Here is a 13148-nt window from a genome sequence, read left to right on the forward strand (position 1 = left end):
CAAAAAAAAGCCGCTTGAGGCCTCAAGCGGCTTTTTTATGCCTCTTTTTCCGGCAAACCCGCCGCAAAGTGCATAATTCGGCGACTAAAAGATTGTTATGAACCGTCTTTCGCAAATTTTGCCCCCCTCCCAAGTGCTGGTTAGCGTTGAAGCGACCAGCAAAAAGCGTGCTTTTGAAGAAGCCGGTTTGCTGTTCGAGAACCAGCACGGGCTGAACCGCGCGCTGATCACCGACAGCCTGTTCGCCCGTGAACGCCTGGGCTCGACCGGCCTGGGCCATGGGGTGGCGATTCCGCACGGTCGCATCAAGGGGCTCAAGGCGCCCATGGCGGCGGTGTTCCTGCTGCAGTCGCCGATTGGCTTCGATGCGCCGGACGAGCAGGCCGTGGGCCTGCTCATCTTCCTGCTGGTGCCGGAAGCCGCGACGCAAAAGCACCTCGAAATCCTCTCGGAAATCGCCGAACTGCTCAGCGACAGCACCTTGCGCGAGCAGCTCAAGACCAGCAGCGACGCAGCCGCGCTGCACCACCTGATCGCTTCCTGGCACTCGGTCCACGAAGTCAGCTCTTAAGGGGGCTTCCCCGCATCACAGGCCGGCATGAAGCCCACCGTTGTCAGCGCCGACGTTTTATTTGAAGACCATCGCGCGTCCCTGAAATGGGAATGGGTTGCGGGCTTGGGCGCCTCCGAGCGGCGCTTTGACGAAGTGGCCGTGCGGGCCGCGCGCTCGGGCGCCGATCTGGTCGGCTATCTCAACTACATCCACCCTTACCGCGTGCAGATTCTGGGCGAGCGCGAGGTCGCCTACCTCACCAACGCCAGCCCCGAGGACTGCGCGCGCCGCATTTCCCGCATCATCACGCTGGAGCCGCCGGTGCTGGTTGTGGCCGACGGCCAGGTTGCACCCGACACCCTGCTGTCCATGTGCGAGCGCGCGCAGCTGCCGATGTTCTCCACGCCGGAGTCGGCCGCTTTCGTGATCGATGTGCTGCGGGCCTACCTGTCCAAGCATTTCGCCGACCGCACCTCCATGCACGGCGTGTTCATGGACATCCTGGGCATGGGCGTGATGATCACCGGCGAGTCGGGCCTGGGCAAAAGCGAACTGGGCCTGGAGCTGATTTCGCGCGGCCACGGCCTGGTGGCCGACGACGCGGTGGACCTGTACCGCATCAACCAGACCACGATCGAGGGGCGCTGCCCCGAGCTGCTGCAGAACCTGCTCGAGGTACGCGGCATAGGCCTGCTCGACATCAAGGCGATTTTTGGCGAGACGGCGGTGCGCCGCAAGATGCGCCTCAAGCTGATCGTGCACCTGGTGCGCCGCGAGACGCTGGAGCGCGACTATGAACGCATTCCCTATGAACCGCTGACGCAGGACGTGCTGGGCATACCGGTGCGCAAGGTCATCATCCAGGTGGAGGCCGGCCGCAATATCGCCGTGCTGGTCGAGGCCGCGGTACGCAATGCCATCTTGCAGCTGCGCGGCATCAATACTTACCAGGAGTTCGTCGAAAGGCACCGACGAGCCATGGAACAAGATGATTAGAAGGTGCGAATAAACCTACTGCGCGACCCGATCTCGCCCCTGCGGTCCTCGCCGTACGGGTGTACGGCTCCGGTCCTCGACGCGACCTCGGGGCGCTCGCTACGGTTTCTTCACACCTTCTAGGCCCGCTGATCGAATCTTCAAGAGTGGTGATGCCTGACCGGCGTGCCGGTGTTGCGGTTGGGGCATTTGTCCTTGGTGCAGTTGGCGTAGATGGACAGGGAGTGGTCGGCGATGGCGAAGCCTTTGGACTTGGCGACTGACTGCTGGCGCTTTTCGATCTCGGCGTCGTAGAACTCCTCGACCTTGCCGCAGTCCAGGCAGACCAGGTGGTCGTGGTGCTGGCCTTCGTTGATCTCGTAGACAGCCTTGCCGGATTCGAAGTTGCTGCGGTTGAGCAGGCCGGCCTGTTCGAACTGGGTGAGCACCCGGTAGACGGTGGCCAGACCGATGTCGGAGCGCTCTTCGAGCAGCACCCGGAACACGTCCTCGGCCGTCATGTGGCGCTGTTTGCCTCCCTGAAAAATCTCCAGGATTTTCAGCCGCGGCAGGGTTGCCTTCAGGCCGGTATTTTTCAGTTCGTCGATGTTGCTCATGGGAAAACTCTCTGGGTAAAACCGGTATGACGCGGCGGTTGTGACCCTTCAGGGCAGGTGCCGGCCGGGGGCCCCCAGCCGCTACAATGAACAATCATATCGCTACACCTCCTTACTATGCCTGCCATGCCTGCAAATCATCGTTACGGCGCCCGAACCGCTTTCCTGCTCCTGGCTTGCACGGTGCTGGCGTCCTGCGGCGGCATGTCCGGCAGCTCCGCCAACCCGATCAACTGGGTCACACCCTACAAGGTCGACGTGATCCAGGGTAACTTCGTGTCCAAGGAACAGGTCGAGCAACTCAAAGCCGGCATGACGCGCGACCAGGTCAAGGCCACGCTGGGCACGCCTCTGATGGCCAGCCTGTTCCACGCCGACCGTTGGGACTACGTCTTTACATTGAAGCGGCAAGGCGTGGAACCCCAGTCCTACAAGTACACCGTGTTCTTCAAGAACGACCAGCTGGAACGCTTTGAAGGCGACGCCATGCCCAGCGAAACCGAGTTCATCGCCAAGCTCGGCAACCGGCGCAAGCTGGGCGAGGTGCCCGTGCTGGAAGCCACCGAAGCGCAGTTGAACAAGGCCGCTGAAAAATCCAAGCCTGCAACAGCCAGCGCCGCAGCGCCCGCCAATGTGCCCGCCGGAACGCCTGCCGGCAGCTACCCCCCTCTCGAAAGCCCCAAGCAGTGAGCGGGGCGACCCTTGACCAGGCCCGYCGCCACCGGGTCGCGGTGGCGGGTGCCAGCGGCCGCATGGGCCAGATGCTGATCGAGGCGATCAACGCGAGCACCGACTGCCAGCTGACCGGCGCGCTTGACCTGGCCTCCAGCCCGGCCATTGGCCTTGACGCAGCCGCGTTCACAGGCCGGGCCAGCGGCGTGCTTATCAGCGGTGACCTCCGCCAGGGACTCAAAGACTCCCGCGTGTTGATTGATTTCACCCGCCCCGAAGGCACGCTGGCCCATCTGGCAGCCTGCCGCGAGACGGGTGTCAAGCTGGTCATAGGCACTACCGGTTTCTCCGACGTGCAAAAAGCCGAGATCGCCGCCGCCGCCAAAGACATCGCCATCGTCATGGCGCCCAACATGAGCGTGGGCGTCAACGTCACGTTCAAGCTGCTTGAAATGGCGGCGCAGGCGCTCTCCACCGGCTACGACATCGAAATCGTCGAGGCGCATCACCGCCACAAGGTTGACGCCCCCTCCGGCACAGCGCTCAAGATGGGCGAGGTGATCGCCGCTGCGCTGGGCCGCGACCTCAAGGACTGCGGCGTCTATGCACGCGAAGGCGTGACGGGCGAACGCGACCCGCTGTCCATCGGCTTTTCCGCCGTGCGTGGCGGTGACGTCGTGGGCGACCACACCGTGATGTTCCTGGGCACCGGCGAGCGCATCGAAATCAGCCACAAGTCGTCGAGTCGCAGCAACTATGCCCAGGGCAGCCTGCGTGCCGCCCGTTTCCTGGACGGGCATGCCACCGGCCTTTTCGACATGTTCGACGTGCTGGGCCTGAAACAATAAGCGCGGCCAAGGCCGCGGCAACTCAAAAGGCGTGACCCCATGGATTTCCTCAGTCTCATGACCCAAGGCGGCATCGTCAGCCAGGTGGTGGCGATCCTGTTGCTGGCCATGTCGGTGGCGAGCTGGGTCGTGATCCTCTGGAAAACCTGGCTGCTTCGCCGCGCCGCCGGCGATGTGGCGCGCAGCACCGCTGCCTTCTGGCAATCGGCCTCCGTGGACCAGGCCCGCGACAAAGTCGCCGCTTTCGACCGCGAAGCGCTGGTGCTGCCGCTGATCGCCGCGACAAACCTTCCTGCCGGCGGCACCCTGGCCACGGCGGGCGACAAATCCCAGCAACTGACCCGCGTATTGCGCGACGCCCTGCACGCGGTGCTGCACAAGTTGCAGTTCGGCCAGGTGCTGCTGGCCACAGTCGGCTCCACCGCGCCTTTCGTCGGGTTGCTGGGCACGGTCTGGGGTATTTACCACGCACTGGTCGGCATCGCCTCGGCCGGCCAGATCACCATCGACAAGGTGTCGGGCCCGGTCGGCGAGGCGCTCATCATGACGGCGGCGGGCCTGGCAGTGGCCATCCCGGCCGTGCTGGCGTACAACATCTTCGGCCGGTCCATCGGCCGCATCGAAGCCGACCTCGAAGGCTTCGCGCGCGACCTGCGCGAACTGTTGGCGCACAAGGCCTGATCATGGGTTTCGGAAGGCTTGAACGCACCCAGGGCTCTCAGCCCATGGCCGACATCAACGTCACGCCGCTGGTGGACGTGATGCTGGTGCTGGTGGTCATCTTCATCATCACCGCGCCCCTGCTGGCCAGCAGCATACGACTGGACCTGCCCAAGACCGACGCCGCCAAACCGGCCGACGCCCCGAAATTCGTCACGCTGGTGGTCGACAAGTCCGGCAAGACCTTCCTGAACGACAGGCCCCTGAATGCCGACGAACTGGCCGGCCGGTTGCGTGAGACCGCCGCGCAGAACCCCGACACCGAGGTCCAGCTACGGGCCGACGAGGGCGTCCCCTATGGCAAGGTCGTGCAGGTCATGGGCCTGGCGCAAAAAGCCGGTCTCAACCGCATCGGCTTTGTGGCCGACAACCCTTCCGCCGACGCCGCCGAGCGCTAAAACACCGGAAGCGGCCCAGCCCCTAAAATCGGGGATTCACGGCCAGGGCCGCACAACCCGTGCCGCCCTGCATTTCTCCCTGTTTCTGTTCGCTTTCCGCCTTCCCGGTTCTCCATGCAAGACAAATACAACCATCTCGACGTTGAGCGCGACGCTCAAGCCCACTGGACCGCCGCCGACGCCTACCGCGTGACGGAGGATGCCGGCCGCAAGAAATACTATGCCTGCTCCATGCTGCCCTACCCCAGCGGCAAGCTGCACATGGGCCACGTGCGCAACTACACCATCAACGACATGCTCACGCGCCATTTGCGCATGAAGGGCTACAACGTGTTGATGCCCATGGGATGGGATGCCTTCGGCCTGCCGGCCGAAAACGCCGCCATGAAAAACGGCGTGCCGCCGGCAGCATGGACCTACGACAACATCGCTTACATGAAAAAGCAGATGCAGGCGATGGGACTGGCCATCGACTGGAGCCGCGAGGTCGCCACCTGCGACCCCAGCTACTACAAGTGGAACCAATGGCTGTTCCTGAAGATGCTGGAAAAAGGCATTGCCTACCGCAAGACCCAGGTCGTGAACTGGGACCCGGTCGACCAGACGGTACTGGCCAACGAACAGGTCATTGACGGCAAGGGCTGGCGCACCGGCGCCACCGTGGAAAAACGCGAGATTCCCGGCTACTACCTGAAGATCACCGACTACGCCGACGAACTGCTCAACAGCGTCAGCCACAAGCTGCCTGGCTGGCCCGAGCGCGTCAAGCTCATGCAGGAAAACTGGATTGGCAAGAGCGAAGGCGTGCGCTTTGCCTTCACGCACGACATCCAGGACGGCTCCGGCACGCTGATAGGCGGCGGGAAGATGTACGTCTTCACCACGCGTGCCGACACCATCATGGGCGTGACTTTCTGCGCCGTGGCGCCCGAGCACCCGCTGGCCCTGCATGCGGCGGCTTCCAGCCCCAAGGTCGCGGCCTTCATCGAAGAAAGCAAGGCCGGCGGCACCACGGAAGCCGAGCTCGCCACGCAAGAGAAGAAGGGCGTGCCCACGGGCCTCTTCGTCACCCACCCGCTCACCGGCGGCAAGGTTGAAATCTGGGTCGGCAACTACGTGCTCATGAGCTACGGCGACGGCGCCGTCATGGGCGTGCCGGCGCACGACGAGCGCGACTTCGAGTTCGCGAAAAAGTACGACTTGCCCATCAAGCAGGTGGTCGACGTCAAGGGACAAGCCTACAGCCTGGACGCCTGGGCCGACTGGTACGGCGACAAGCAGCAGGGCGTTGTCATCAATTCGGGCAAGTACGACGGCCTGACCTTCAAGGCCGCTGTCGATGCCGTCGCGGCCGACCTGGCAGCCAAAGGCCTGGGCGAGAAAAAAACCACCTGGCGCCTGCGCGACTGGGGCGTGAGCCGCCAGCGCTATTGGGGCACGCCGATTCCCATCATCCACTGCGAGGAGCACGGCGCCGTGCCGGTGCCGGAAAAAGATCTGCCCGTGGTGCTGCCGCAGGACTGCGTGCCGGACGGCTCGGGCAACCCCTTGCACAAGCACGCGGGCTTTCACGCCGGCGTGGTCTGCCCGGTCTGCGGCAAACCTGGGCGCCGCGAGACCGACACCATGGACACCTTTGTCGATTCGTCCTGGTATTTCATGCGCTACTGCGACCCCAAGAACGCAGAGAAGATGGTGGCCGAAGGCGCCAACTACTGGATGCCCATGGACCAGTACATAGGCGGCATCGAGCACGCCATCCTGCACCTGCTCTATGCGCGCTTCTGGACCAAGGTCATGCGCGACCTGGGCCTGGTGACGGTCGACGAGCCCTTCACCAAGCTGCTCACGCAGGGCATGGTGCTTAACGAGGCCTTCGCGCGAACCACCACCGGCAAGCAGTACTTCTGGGCGCACGAACTCGACATTGTTCGCGACGAGCACGCCAAGGTGGTCTCCGCCACCGCCAAGGCCGACGGCCTGCCCGTGCCCTACGAGGGCTGGACCACCATGTCCAAGTCCAAGAACAACGGCGTCGATCCGCAGGACCTGATCGAAAAGTACGGAGCGGACACCGCCCGGCTCTACACCATGTTCACCGCGCCGCCCGACACCACGCTGGAGTGGAATGACGCCGCACTCGAGGGCTCCTACCGCTTCCTGCGCCGTGTCTGGAATTTCGGCGTCAAGCTCGGCGCCGGCAAGCAGCCCGAAGGCGGCACGCCCGCGTTCGACAAGGAGACCAAGGCCCTGCGCCTTGAAATCCACACGGTGCTCAAGCAGATCGATTACGACTACCAGCGCATGCAGTACAACACCGTGGTGTCGGGCAACATGAAGCTGCTCAACGCACTCGAAGACTTCAAGGGCGCGGCATCGGCAGGCTCCGACGCCGCCCTGCGCGAAGGCTTCGGCATCCTGCTGCGCTGCCTGTACCCGGCAACGCCCCACCTGGCGCACGCGCTGTGGTCGCAGCTTGGTTATGCCGCGCAGCACGGCGACTTGCTTGACGCACCATGGCCGCAGGTGGATGCAGCCGCCCTGCAACAGGACGAGATCGAGCTCGTGCTGCAGATCAACGGCAAACTGCGCGGCGCCGTCACGGTGCCGGCGGGCGCCGACAAGGCCGCCATCGAGGCAGCCGCGCTGGCCTCCGAAGCCTTCACCAAGCAAGCCGCAGGCGCCCCCGCCAAGAAGGTGATTGTGGTGGCGGGCCGGCTGGTCAATATCGTGATCTGAAATCGTTTCAACGAAAACAAGGCAAGCCCATGCAGCGTCGCGTATTTCTTTCCCTGTCGGCCACGGCAGCCGCCATCACGCTGAGTGGCTGCGGCTTCGCGCTGCGCAAGGCGCCCAACTTCGCCTTCAGCACACTCTATTCGGGTCTTTCCGAAAGCTCGCCGCTGGGCGTGGAACTCAGGCGCTCGCTGCAGTCCACGCGCAAGGTGGAGGTGATCTCCGACGCGCGGCGCATCAACGAAGCGCAGGTGATCCTCGACGTGCTGGGCGACCAGCGCGAGAAGGTGGTGCTTAGCACCAACGCCTCCGGCCAGGTGCGCGAGTTCCAGTTGCGGCTGCGTTTTCGGTTCAGGCTGCGCACCCTGGCGGGCAAGGAATTGATTCCCGAGACGGAAATCCTGCAGCAGCGCGACATCAGTTTCAATGAATCCGCGGTGCTGGCCAAGGAAGCCGAAGAAGCCCTGCTGTACCGCGACATGCAAAGCGACGTGGTGCAGCAAATCATGCGCCGCCTGGCGGCCGTGACGGAACTCTAGAGCCTTACGCCCGCATCAAGCCCGCATCAGCGTGCTCTTGCCGAACAGGCTTTCGATCAGGTCCACCGCGACTTCGGCCGTGCCGTTGCGCACGTCCAGCGCCGGGTTGAGTTCCATCACGTCCAGCGAGCCCAGCAAGCCGGTGTCGGCAATCATCTCCATGCACAGCTGCGCTTCACGGTAGGTCGGCCCGCCCTTGATGGCGGTGTCCACGCCCGGCGCGATGGACGGGTCCAGGAAGTCCACGTCAAAGCTCACGTGCAGATGGGTGTCGGCATCCATGCCGGCCAACGCTTTTTCCATGGTGTGGCGCATGCCCATCTCGTCGATGTAGCGCATGTCGAAGACCTCCAGGCCTTCTTGCCGCACAAAGCGCTTTTCGCCTTCATCCACGCTGCGAATGCCGATTTGCCGAATCGCCTTGGGACTCATGGCGGGTGTCGTGCCACCGATGCCGGTGAGCTCAGCGGGGCCGTGGCCGCACAGCACCGCCACCGGCATGCCGTGCACATTGCCGGTGGGCGTGAGGGCATTGGTGTTGAAGTCGGTGTGCGCGTCCAGCCAGAGCACGCGCAGTTTTTTGCCGACGGCACGGCAGTGGCGCGCCACCGCGCTGATGGAGCCTATGCCCAGGCAGTGGTCGCCGCCCAGCAGGATGGGCAGGCGGGCGGCGGCCAGGCTCTGGTACATGGCTTCGTGCACGGCCTTGTTCCAGTCGACAACCTCCATCAGGTGCCGGTAGCCGTCGGCCGGTGGTAGCCAGGGATTGGTAGGGCCCGCCAGGTTGCCGGTGTCGGCCACTTCCAGGCCGCGTGCCTGCAGCGCCTCGCGGATGCCGGCCACGCGCAGGGCCTCGGGGCCCATGGACGCGCCGCGGCTGCCCGCGCCTATGTCGGTGGGTGCGCCTATCAGGTCAACAGGGATGCTCATCAAGGGGCCATTTCAGGGATGGTGTCGGTTCGCGGTGCCTTGACTGTACGGGCTGCGGCCGGCGCCAGCAAGCCGAACAGGTCCTTGGGGTTGTCCAGGTGCGGCACCAGGTCGATCTGCCGGCGCAGGGCCGGGTCGGCCAGCTGCAGCTTGTGCAGGTAGCGCAGGGCTGAATAGTCCTCCAGCGCGAAGCCGACCGAATCAAAAATCGTGACTTCTTCAGGCGATGCGCGCCCGACGGCCGTGCCTTTGAGCACGTCGGCGAATTCGGCCACCTTGAAATCCTCGGGCATCTGCTGGATCTCGCCTTCGATGCGCGACTGCGGCTCGAACTCGACCACCACGCGCGCGTCCTTGCGCAGCAGGATGTCGGCATGCAACTCGGTCTTGCCGGGGCAGTCGCCGCCCACGGCGTTCAGGTGCATGCCGGGTTTGACCATTTCCGGCGTCAGGATCACGGCGTTGCGCTTGTCTGCGGTGATGGTGGTCACGATGTCGGCGCCTTGCACGGCCTCGGCAGCGGAGCGGCACACCGTCACGCGCAAGCCCTGCAGCCCCATCGTGTGCAGGTTGCGCGCCAGCTTGTCGCTGGCCGCGGCGTCGATGTCGAAGAGGCGCATCTCGCGTATGCCCAGCATGTGGTGAAAAGCGATCGCCTGGAACTCGCTTTGTGCGCCGTTGCCGATGAGGGCCATGACGCGGCTGTCGGGGCGCGCCATCCATTTCGCGGCCAGGGCCGAGGTGGCGGCGGTGCGCAGCGCGGTGGTGATGGTCAGCTCGGACAGCAGCAAGGGGTAGCCGGTGTCCACGTCGGCCAGCACGCCGAAGGCGGTGACCGTGAGCAGGCCCAGCTCGGTGTTCTTGGGATGGCCGTTGACGTACTTGAAGGAGTACTGGTGGCCGTCGCTGGTCGGCATCAGTTCGATCACACCGTCGGGGGAGTGGATGGCGTGGCGCGCCGACTTGTCGAAATCATTCCAGCGCCGGAAATCATGTTCGATCTCGCCGGCCAGGCCTTCGATAAAGGCGGCGGCGCCGCGCTGGCGAACGATTTTCTGGATGCTTTCAATGCCAATGTAGTCAACCATGATGGGGCTCCCGGTCTTTGTCTTGTTTCATTGTCGGGAGTGGCGAAGGCAAATAAAAGGCAGTAAACCGATCAAATTTATGGCTTGTTTGAGCAAACTGCCAGCTCTTGTTGACTTTATGCCAATAAAATGGCTCGCATGGACGACACCGACCGCCAACTGCTGGCTTTGCTGCGCGACAACGCCAGGGCCTCCGTCGCCTCACTGGCCAAGGTGCTGCGTGTTTCGCGCGGCACGGTGCAAAACCGGCTGGCCAGGCTCGAGGCCGACGGCACCATCACCGGCTACACGGTGCGCCTCAAGCCCCAGGCCGAAGCCCACCGCATATGCGCCTTCATGACGGTGGCGGTGGAAGGCAACCGCACGGCGGCCGTGCTGGCGGCGCTGCGCGGCGACCCGGCCGTGAGCGCGCTGCACACCACCAACGGCCGCTGGGACATCGTGGCCGAGCTGCGGGCCGACAGCCTCGAAGGCTTCGACAGCGTGCTGAGCCGGATCCGGCTGCTCGAAGGCATCGCCAACACCGAAACCAGCCTGCTGCTGTCGACCAGCAAACTATGAGTTTCGATTCAGGCCTGCCGCTAAACTCCTTTCCATGAATCTGGCCCCCGCCCAACTCCAGGAACACCTCAAGCGCGGCTTGAAGAGCCTGTACACCCTGCACGGCGACGAGCCCCTGCTGGTGCAGGAGTTCGCCGACACGCTGCGCGCCGCGGCGCGCGCCCAGGGCTATACCGAACGCACGGTGCACACCGTGGCCGGTGCGCATTTCGACTGGAGCGAGGTGCTGGCCAGCGGCGGCTCGCTGAGCCTGTTCGCCGACAAGCAGATCGTCGAGATCCGTATCCCCAGCGGCAAGCCGGGCAAAGACGGCTCCGTCGCGCTGCAGCAGATCGCCGAACGCGCGCAAGGCGACGATTCCACCCTCACCCTGGTCATGCTCCCGCGGCTGGACAGCATGACGGCCAAAGGCGCCTGGTTCGGCGCGCTCGAGAGCTTTGGCATCACCGTCAAGTTCGACCCGATAGACCGCCGCAGCCTGCCGCAGTGGATCGCCCAGCGCCTGCAGCAGCAGGGCCAGCGCGTGGCTGCCGGCGAGGAAGGCCAGCGCACGCTGCAGTTCTTCGCCGACCGGGTCGAAGGCAACCTGCTGGCGGCCCACCAGGAAATCCAGAAGCTGGGCCTGCTCTATCCGGCCCAGTCGGGTACTGGCGATGGCATCCTGAGTTTTGACCAGGTCGAAAATGCCGTGCTCAACGTGGCGCGCTACGACGTCTTCAAGCTCTCCGAGGCCGTGCTGGGCGGCCAGACGGTGCGCGTGGCGCGCATGCTGGACGGCCTGCAGTCCGAGGGCGAATCCGAGGTGCTGGTGCATTGGGCGCTGGCCGAAGACATCCGCAGCATGAAGCGCGTGAAGGACGCTATTCAGGCAGGCCGGCCCATGCCCATGGCACTGCGTGAAAACCGCGTCTGGGGCGTCAAGGAAAAACTGTTCGAGCGCGTGCTGCCGCAGATCGGCGACACCACGCTGGCCAACCTGCTGCACGCCGCCCACAAGGTCGACGGTATCGTCAAGGGCCTGAAGCAGCCCGACTGGCCGGCCGACGGCTGGCAGGCCCTGCACCGCCTGGCCGGCATGGTGTGCGAGCAATGCGCCATGCAGGGATCGGGCCGCGCCCGGCAGGCCTAAAATGGCCGCATGAACGCGCCCGACTCCCACCAAGCCCTTTCCACATCCAGCGACCTCGGCAACGACGTCCCGGCCCTGATGAAACTGCTGGGCAACCGGGCCAAAGCGGCTTCGGCTGACATCGCGCGTGCGCCGGCGGCAGCCAAGAACAAGGCCTTGCTGAACCTGGCGAAAGCGCTTCGCAAAAACGTGGCGACACTGGAAGCGGCCAACCAGCGCGACCTGGAGCGCGCCCAGACCGCGGGCCTGGCCGGCCCCCTGCTGGACCGGCTCAAGCTCACACCCAAGATCATTGACACCGTGGCCCAGGGCTGCGAGCAGCTGGCCGCCATGGCCGACGTGATCGGCGACATCATCGGCATGAAGGAGCAGCCCAGCGGCATACGCGTGGGCCAGATGCGCGTGCCCATCGGCGTGTTCGGCATGATTTACGAAAGCCGGCCCAACGTCACGATTGAAGCCGCGTCGCTGGCGATCAAGAGCGGCAATGCCTGCATTCTGCGCGGCGGCTCGGAAGCCATCGAATCGAACAAGGCGCTCGCGGCGCTGGTGCAGCAGGCCCTGGCCGACGCCGGCCTGCCGCCCGATGCCGTGCTGCTGGTGCCCACCACCGACCGCGAAGCCGTCGGGCAACTGATCGCCATGCCGCAATATGTGGACGTCATCATCCCGCGCGGCGGCAAAAGCCTGATCGAGCGCATCAGCCGCGACGCCAAGGTCCCCGTCATCAAGCACCTGGACGGCAACTGCCATGTGTATGTCGATGATCCTTGCGACCTGGAGATGGCCGTCAAGGTGGCCGACAACGCCAAGACGCAAAAATACAGCCCCTGCAATGCCAGCGAAGGTTTGCTGGTCGCGCGCGGCGTGGCGGCGGCCTTCTTGCCGAAGATAGGCGCGATCTATGCCGAAAAAGGCGTGGAGATGCGCTGCGACCCCGAAGCGCTGGCGATTTTGTCTGCCGTGAAAAATGCCAACACCACAGCCGCCACCGAGCAGGACTGGTACGAGGAATACCTGGCGCCCATCATCAGCATCAAGGTGGTGGACGGGATTGATGAAGCCATCGCCCATATCAACCACTACTCCAGCCACCACACCGATGCCATCCTGACGCGTGACCACGTCAACGCCCAGCGCTTTCTGCGCGAAGTGGATTCGGCCAGCGTCATGGTGAATGCGAGCACCCGCTTCGCCGATGGTTTCGAGTTCGGACTGGGCGCCGAAATCGGCATCAGCACCGACAAGTTCCATGCGCGCGGGCCGGTCGGTATTGAGGGCCTGACCTCGCTGAAGTATGTGGTGCTCGGGCAGGGCGAAGTACGCTCCTGAGGGCATGCCGGGCCGCGACCTCGGCCCACGGAAATTTGGATGGCTTTGCG

14 protein-coding genes are annotated in these 13148 nt (G+C 64.4%); 11 read left to right on the plus strand and 3 right to left on the minus strand.

The genetic code is table 11. From position 1 onward, the window contains the following. Window positions 1-97: 97 nt before the first annotated feature. Window positions 98-571 carry a PTS sugar transporter subunit IIA gene (locus tag AC1DXS_RS18345; protein ID WP_477738905.1) on the plus strand — a complete coding sequence of 158 codons (474 nt, stop codon included), beginning with the start codon at window positions 98-100 and terminating at the stop codon, window positions 569-571. Between the two features lie 27 nt (window positions 572-598). Then, window positions 599-1549, plus strand: coding sequence for an HPr(Ser) kinase/phosphatase (gene hprK, locus AC1DXS_RS18350; RefSeq protein WP_007872844.1), 951 nt, complete (start codon window positions 599-601; stop codon window positions 1547-1549). A gap of 140 nt (window positions 1550-1689) precedes the next feature. Here the strand turns inward: hprK and fur are convergent, their stop codons facing one another. Then, a complete protein-coding gene (gene fur, locus AC1DXS_RS18355; protein WP_477738906.1) occupies window positions 1690-2145 on the minus strand; it encodes a ferric iron uptake transcriptional regulator in 456 nt (151 codons plus the stop codon). Between the two features lie 126 nt (window positions 2146-2271). Here fur and AC1DXS_RS18360 point away from each other — a divergent pair, with 126 nt between their 5' ends. The 6 genes from AC1DXS_RS18360 (at window position 2272) to AC1DXS_RS18385 (ending at window position 8058) form a co-directional block, all read left to right on the plus strand. Next, window positions 2272-2835 carry an outer membrane protein assembly factor BamE gene (locus tag AC1DXS_RS18360; protein WP_477738907.1) on the plus strand — a complete coding sequence of 188 codons (564 nt, stop codon included), beginning with the start codon at window positions 2272-2274 and terminating at the stop codon, window positions 2833-2835. Continuing rightward, a complete protein-coding gene (gene dapB, locus AC1DXS_RS18365) occupies window positions 2832-3665 on the plus strand; it encodes a 4-hydroxy-tetrahydrodipicolinate reductase (RefSeq protein WP_477738908.1) in 834 nt (277 codons plus the stop codon). The genes AC1DXS_RS18360 and dapB overlap by 4 nt, the downstream gene beginning before the upstream one ends. Before the next feature lie 39 nt (window positions 3666-3704). Next, entirely contained in the window at window positions 3705-4346 is a 642-nt protein-coding gene (locus AC1DXS_RS18370; protein WP_477738909.1) for a MotA/TolQ/ExbB proton channel family protein, read from the plus strand. 2 nt (window positions 4347-4348) lie between these two features. Then, on the plus strand, window positions 4349-4783 hold the full coding sequence (locus AC1DXS_RS18375) for an ExbD/TolR family protein (protein WP_477738910.1): 435 nt from the start codon (window positions 4349-4351) through the stop codon (window positions 4781-4783). A gap of 114 nt (window positions 4784-4897) precedes the next feature. Then, window positions 4898-7522 carry a leucine--tRNA ligase gene (gene leuS / locus AC1DXS_RS18380; protein ID WP_477738911.1) on the plus strand — a complete coding sequence of 875 codons (2625 nt, stop codon included), beginning with the start codon at window positions 4898-4900 and terminating at the stop codon, window positions 7520-7522. Window positions 7523-7551: 29 nt separating this feature from the next. Next, the gene (locus AC1DXS_RS18385; protein WP_477738912.1) at window positions 7552-8058 is read left to right on the plus strand and encodes an LPS-assembly lipoprotein LptE; all 507 of its coding nucleotides are present in this window, start codon (window positions 7552-7554) and stop codon (window positions 8056-8058) included. Window positions 8059-8073: 15 nt separating this feature from the next. Here the strand turns inward: AC1DXS_RS18385 and rocF are convergent, their stop codons facing one another. Together rocF and AC1DXS_RS18395 are read right to left on the minus strand one after the other, a co-directional pair. Then, window positions 8074-8988 (minus strand): arginase, encoded by a 915-nt coding sequence (gene rocF, locus AC1DXS_RS18390; RefSeq protein WP_477738913.1) that lies wholly within the window; start codon window positions 8986-8988, stop codon window positions 8074-8076. Then, window positions 8988-10076: an ornithine cyclodeaminase gene (locus tag AC1DXS_RS18395; protein WP_477738914.1), complete on the minus strand. Its 1089-nt coding sequence runs from the start codon at window positions 10074-10076 to the stop codon at window positions 8988-8990. Before AC1DXS_RS18395 ends, rocF begins: the two co-directional genes overlap by 1 nt. A gap of 129 nt (window positions 10077-10205) precedes the next feature. On the opposite strand from AC1DXS_RS18395, the gene AC1DXS_RS18400 reads away from it, so the two are divergent. The 3 genes from AC1DXS_RS18400 to AC1DXS_RS18410 are packed head-to-tail and all read left to right on the plus strand — an operon-like array spanning window position 10206 to window position 13098. Continuing rightward, window positions 10206-10637 (plus strand): Lrp/AsnC family transcriptional regulator, encoded by a 432-nt coding sequence (locus AC1DXS_RS18400; protein WP_477738915.1) that lies wholly within the window; start codon window positions 10206-10208, stop codon window positions 10635-10637. Window positions 10638-10671: 34 nt separating this feature from the next. Continuing rightward, window positions 10672-11766 (plus strand): DNA polymerase III subunit delta, encoded by a 1095-nt coding sequence (gene holA / locus AC1DXS_RS18405; RefSeq protein WP_477738916.1) that lies wholly within the window; start codon window positions 10672-10674, stop codon window positions 11764-11766. Window positions 11767-11775: 9 nt separating this feature from the next. Continuing rightward, the gene (locus AC1DXS_RS18410) at window positions 11776-13098 is read left to right on the plus strand and encodes a glutamate-5-semialdehyde dehydrogenase (protein WP_477738917.1); all 1323 of its coding nucleotides are present in this window, start codon (window positions 11776-11778) and stop codon (window positions 13096-13098) included. Window positions 13099-13148: the final 50 nt, after the last annotated feature.

The sequence above is a fragment of the Polaromonas sp. P3_B1 genome (genome assembly GCF_056402935.1).

What these genes read in the sequence shown, in the direction of transcription:
- AC1DXS_RS18345 (WP_477738905.1), top strand. Translation starts at nt 98, where the DNA reads ATGAACCGTCTTTCGCAAATTTTGCCCCCCTCCCAAGTGCTGGTTAGC.
- hprK (WP_007872844.1), top strand. Translation starts at nt 599, where the DNA reads ATGAAGCCCACCGTTGTCAGCGCCGACGTTTTATTTGAAGACCATCGC.
- fur (WP_477738906.1), bottom strand. Translation starts at nt 2,145, where the DNA reads ATGAGCAACATCGACGAACTGAAAAATACCGGCCTGAAGGCAACCCTG.
- AC1DXS_RS18360 (WP_477738907.1), top strand. Translation starts at nt 2,272, where the DNA reads ATGCCTGCAAATCATCGTTACGGCGCCCGAACCGCTTTCCTGCTCCTG.
- AC1DXS_RS18370 (WP_477738909.1), top strand. Translation starts at nt 3,705, where the DNA reads ATGGATTTCCTCAGTCTCATGACCCAAGGCGGCATCGTCAGCCAGGTG.
- AC1DXS_RS18375 (WP_477738910.1), top strand. Translation starts at nt 4,349, where the DNA reads ATGGGTTTCGGAAGGCTTGAACGCACCCAGGGCTCTCAGCCCATGGCC.
- leuS (WP_477738911.1), top strand. Translation starts at nt 4,898, where the DNA reads ATGCAAGACAAATACAACCATCTCGACGTTGAGCGCGACGCTCAAGCC.
- AC1DXS_RS18385 (WP_477738912.1), top strand. Translation starts at nt 7,552, where the DNA reads ATGCAGCGTCGCGTATTTCTTTCCCTGTCGGCCACGGCAGCCGCCATC.
- rocF (WP_477738913.1), bottom strand. Translation starts at nt 8,988, where the DNA reads ATGAGCATCCCTGTTGACCTGATAGGCGCACCCACCGACATAGGCGCG.
- AC1DXS_RS18395 (WP_477738914.1), bottom strand. Translation starts at nt 10,076, where the DNA reads ATGGTTGACTACATTGGCATTGAAAGCATCCAGAAAATCGTTCGCCAG.
- AC1DXS_RS18400 (WP_477738915.1), top strand. Translation starts at nt 10,206, where the DNA reads ATGGCTCGCATGGACGACACCGACCGCCAACTGCTGGCTTTGCTGCGC.
- holA (WP_477738916.1), top strand. Translation starts at nt 10,672, where the DNA reads ATGAATCTGGCCCCCGCCCAACTCCAGGAACACCTCAAGCGCGGCTTG.
- AC1DXS_RS18410 (WP_477738917.1), top strand. Translation starts at nt 11,776, where the DNA reads ATGAACGCGCCCGACTCCCACCAAGCCCTTTCCACATCCAGCGACCTC.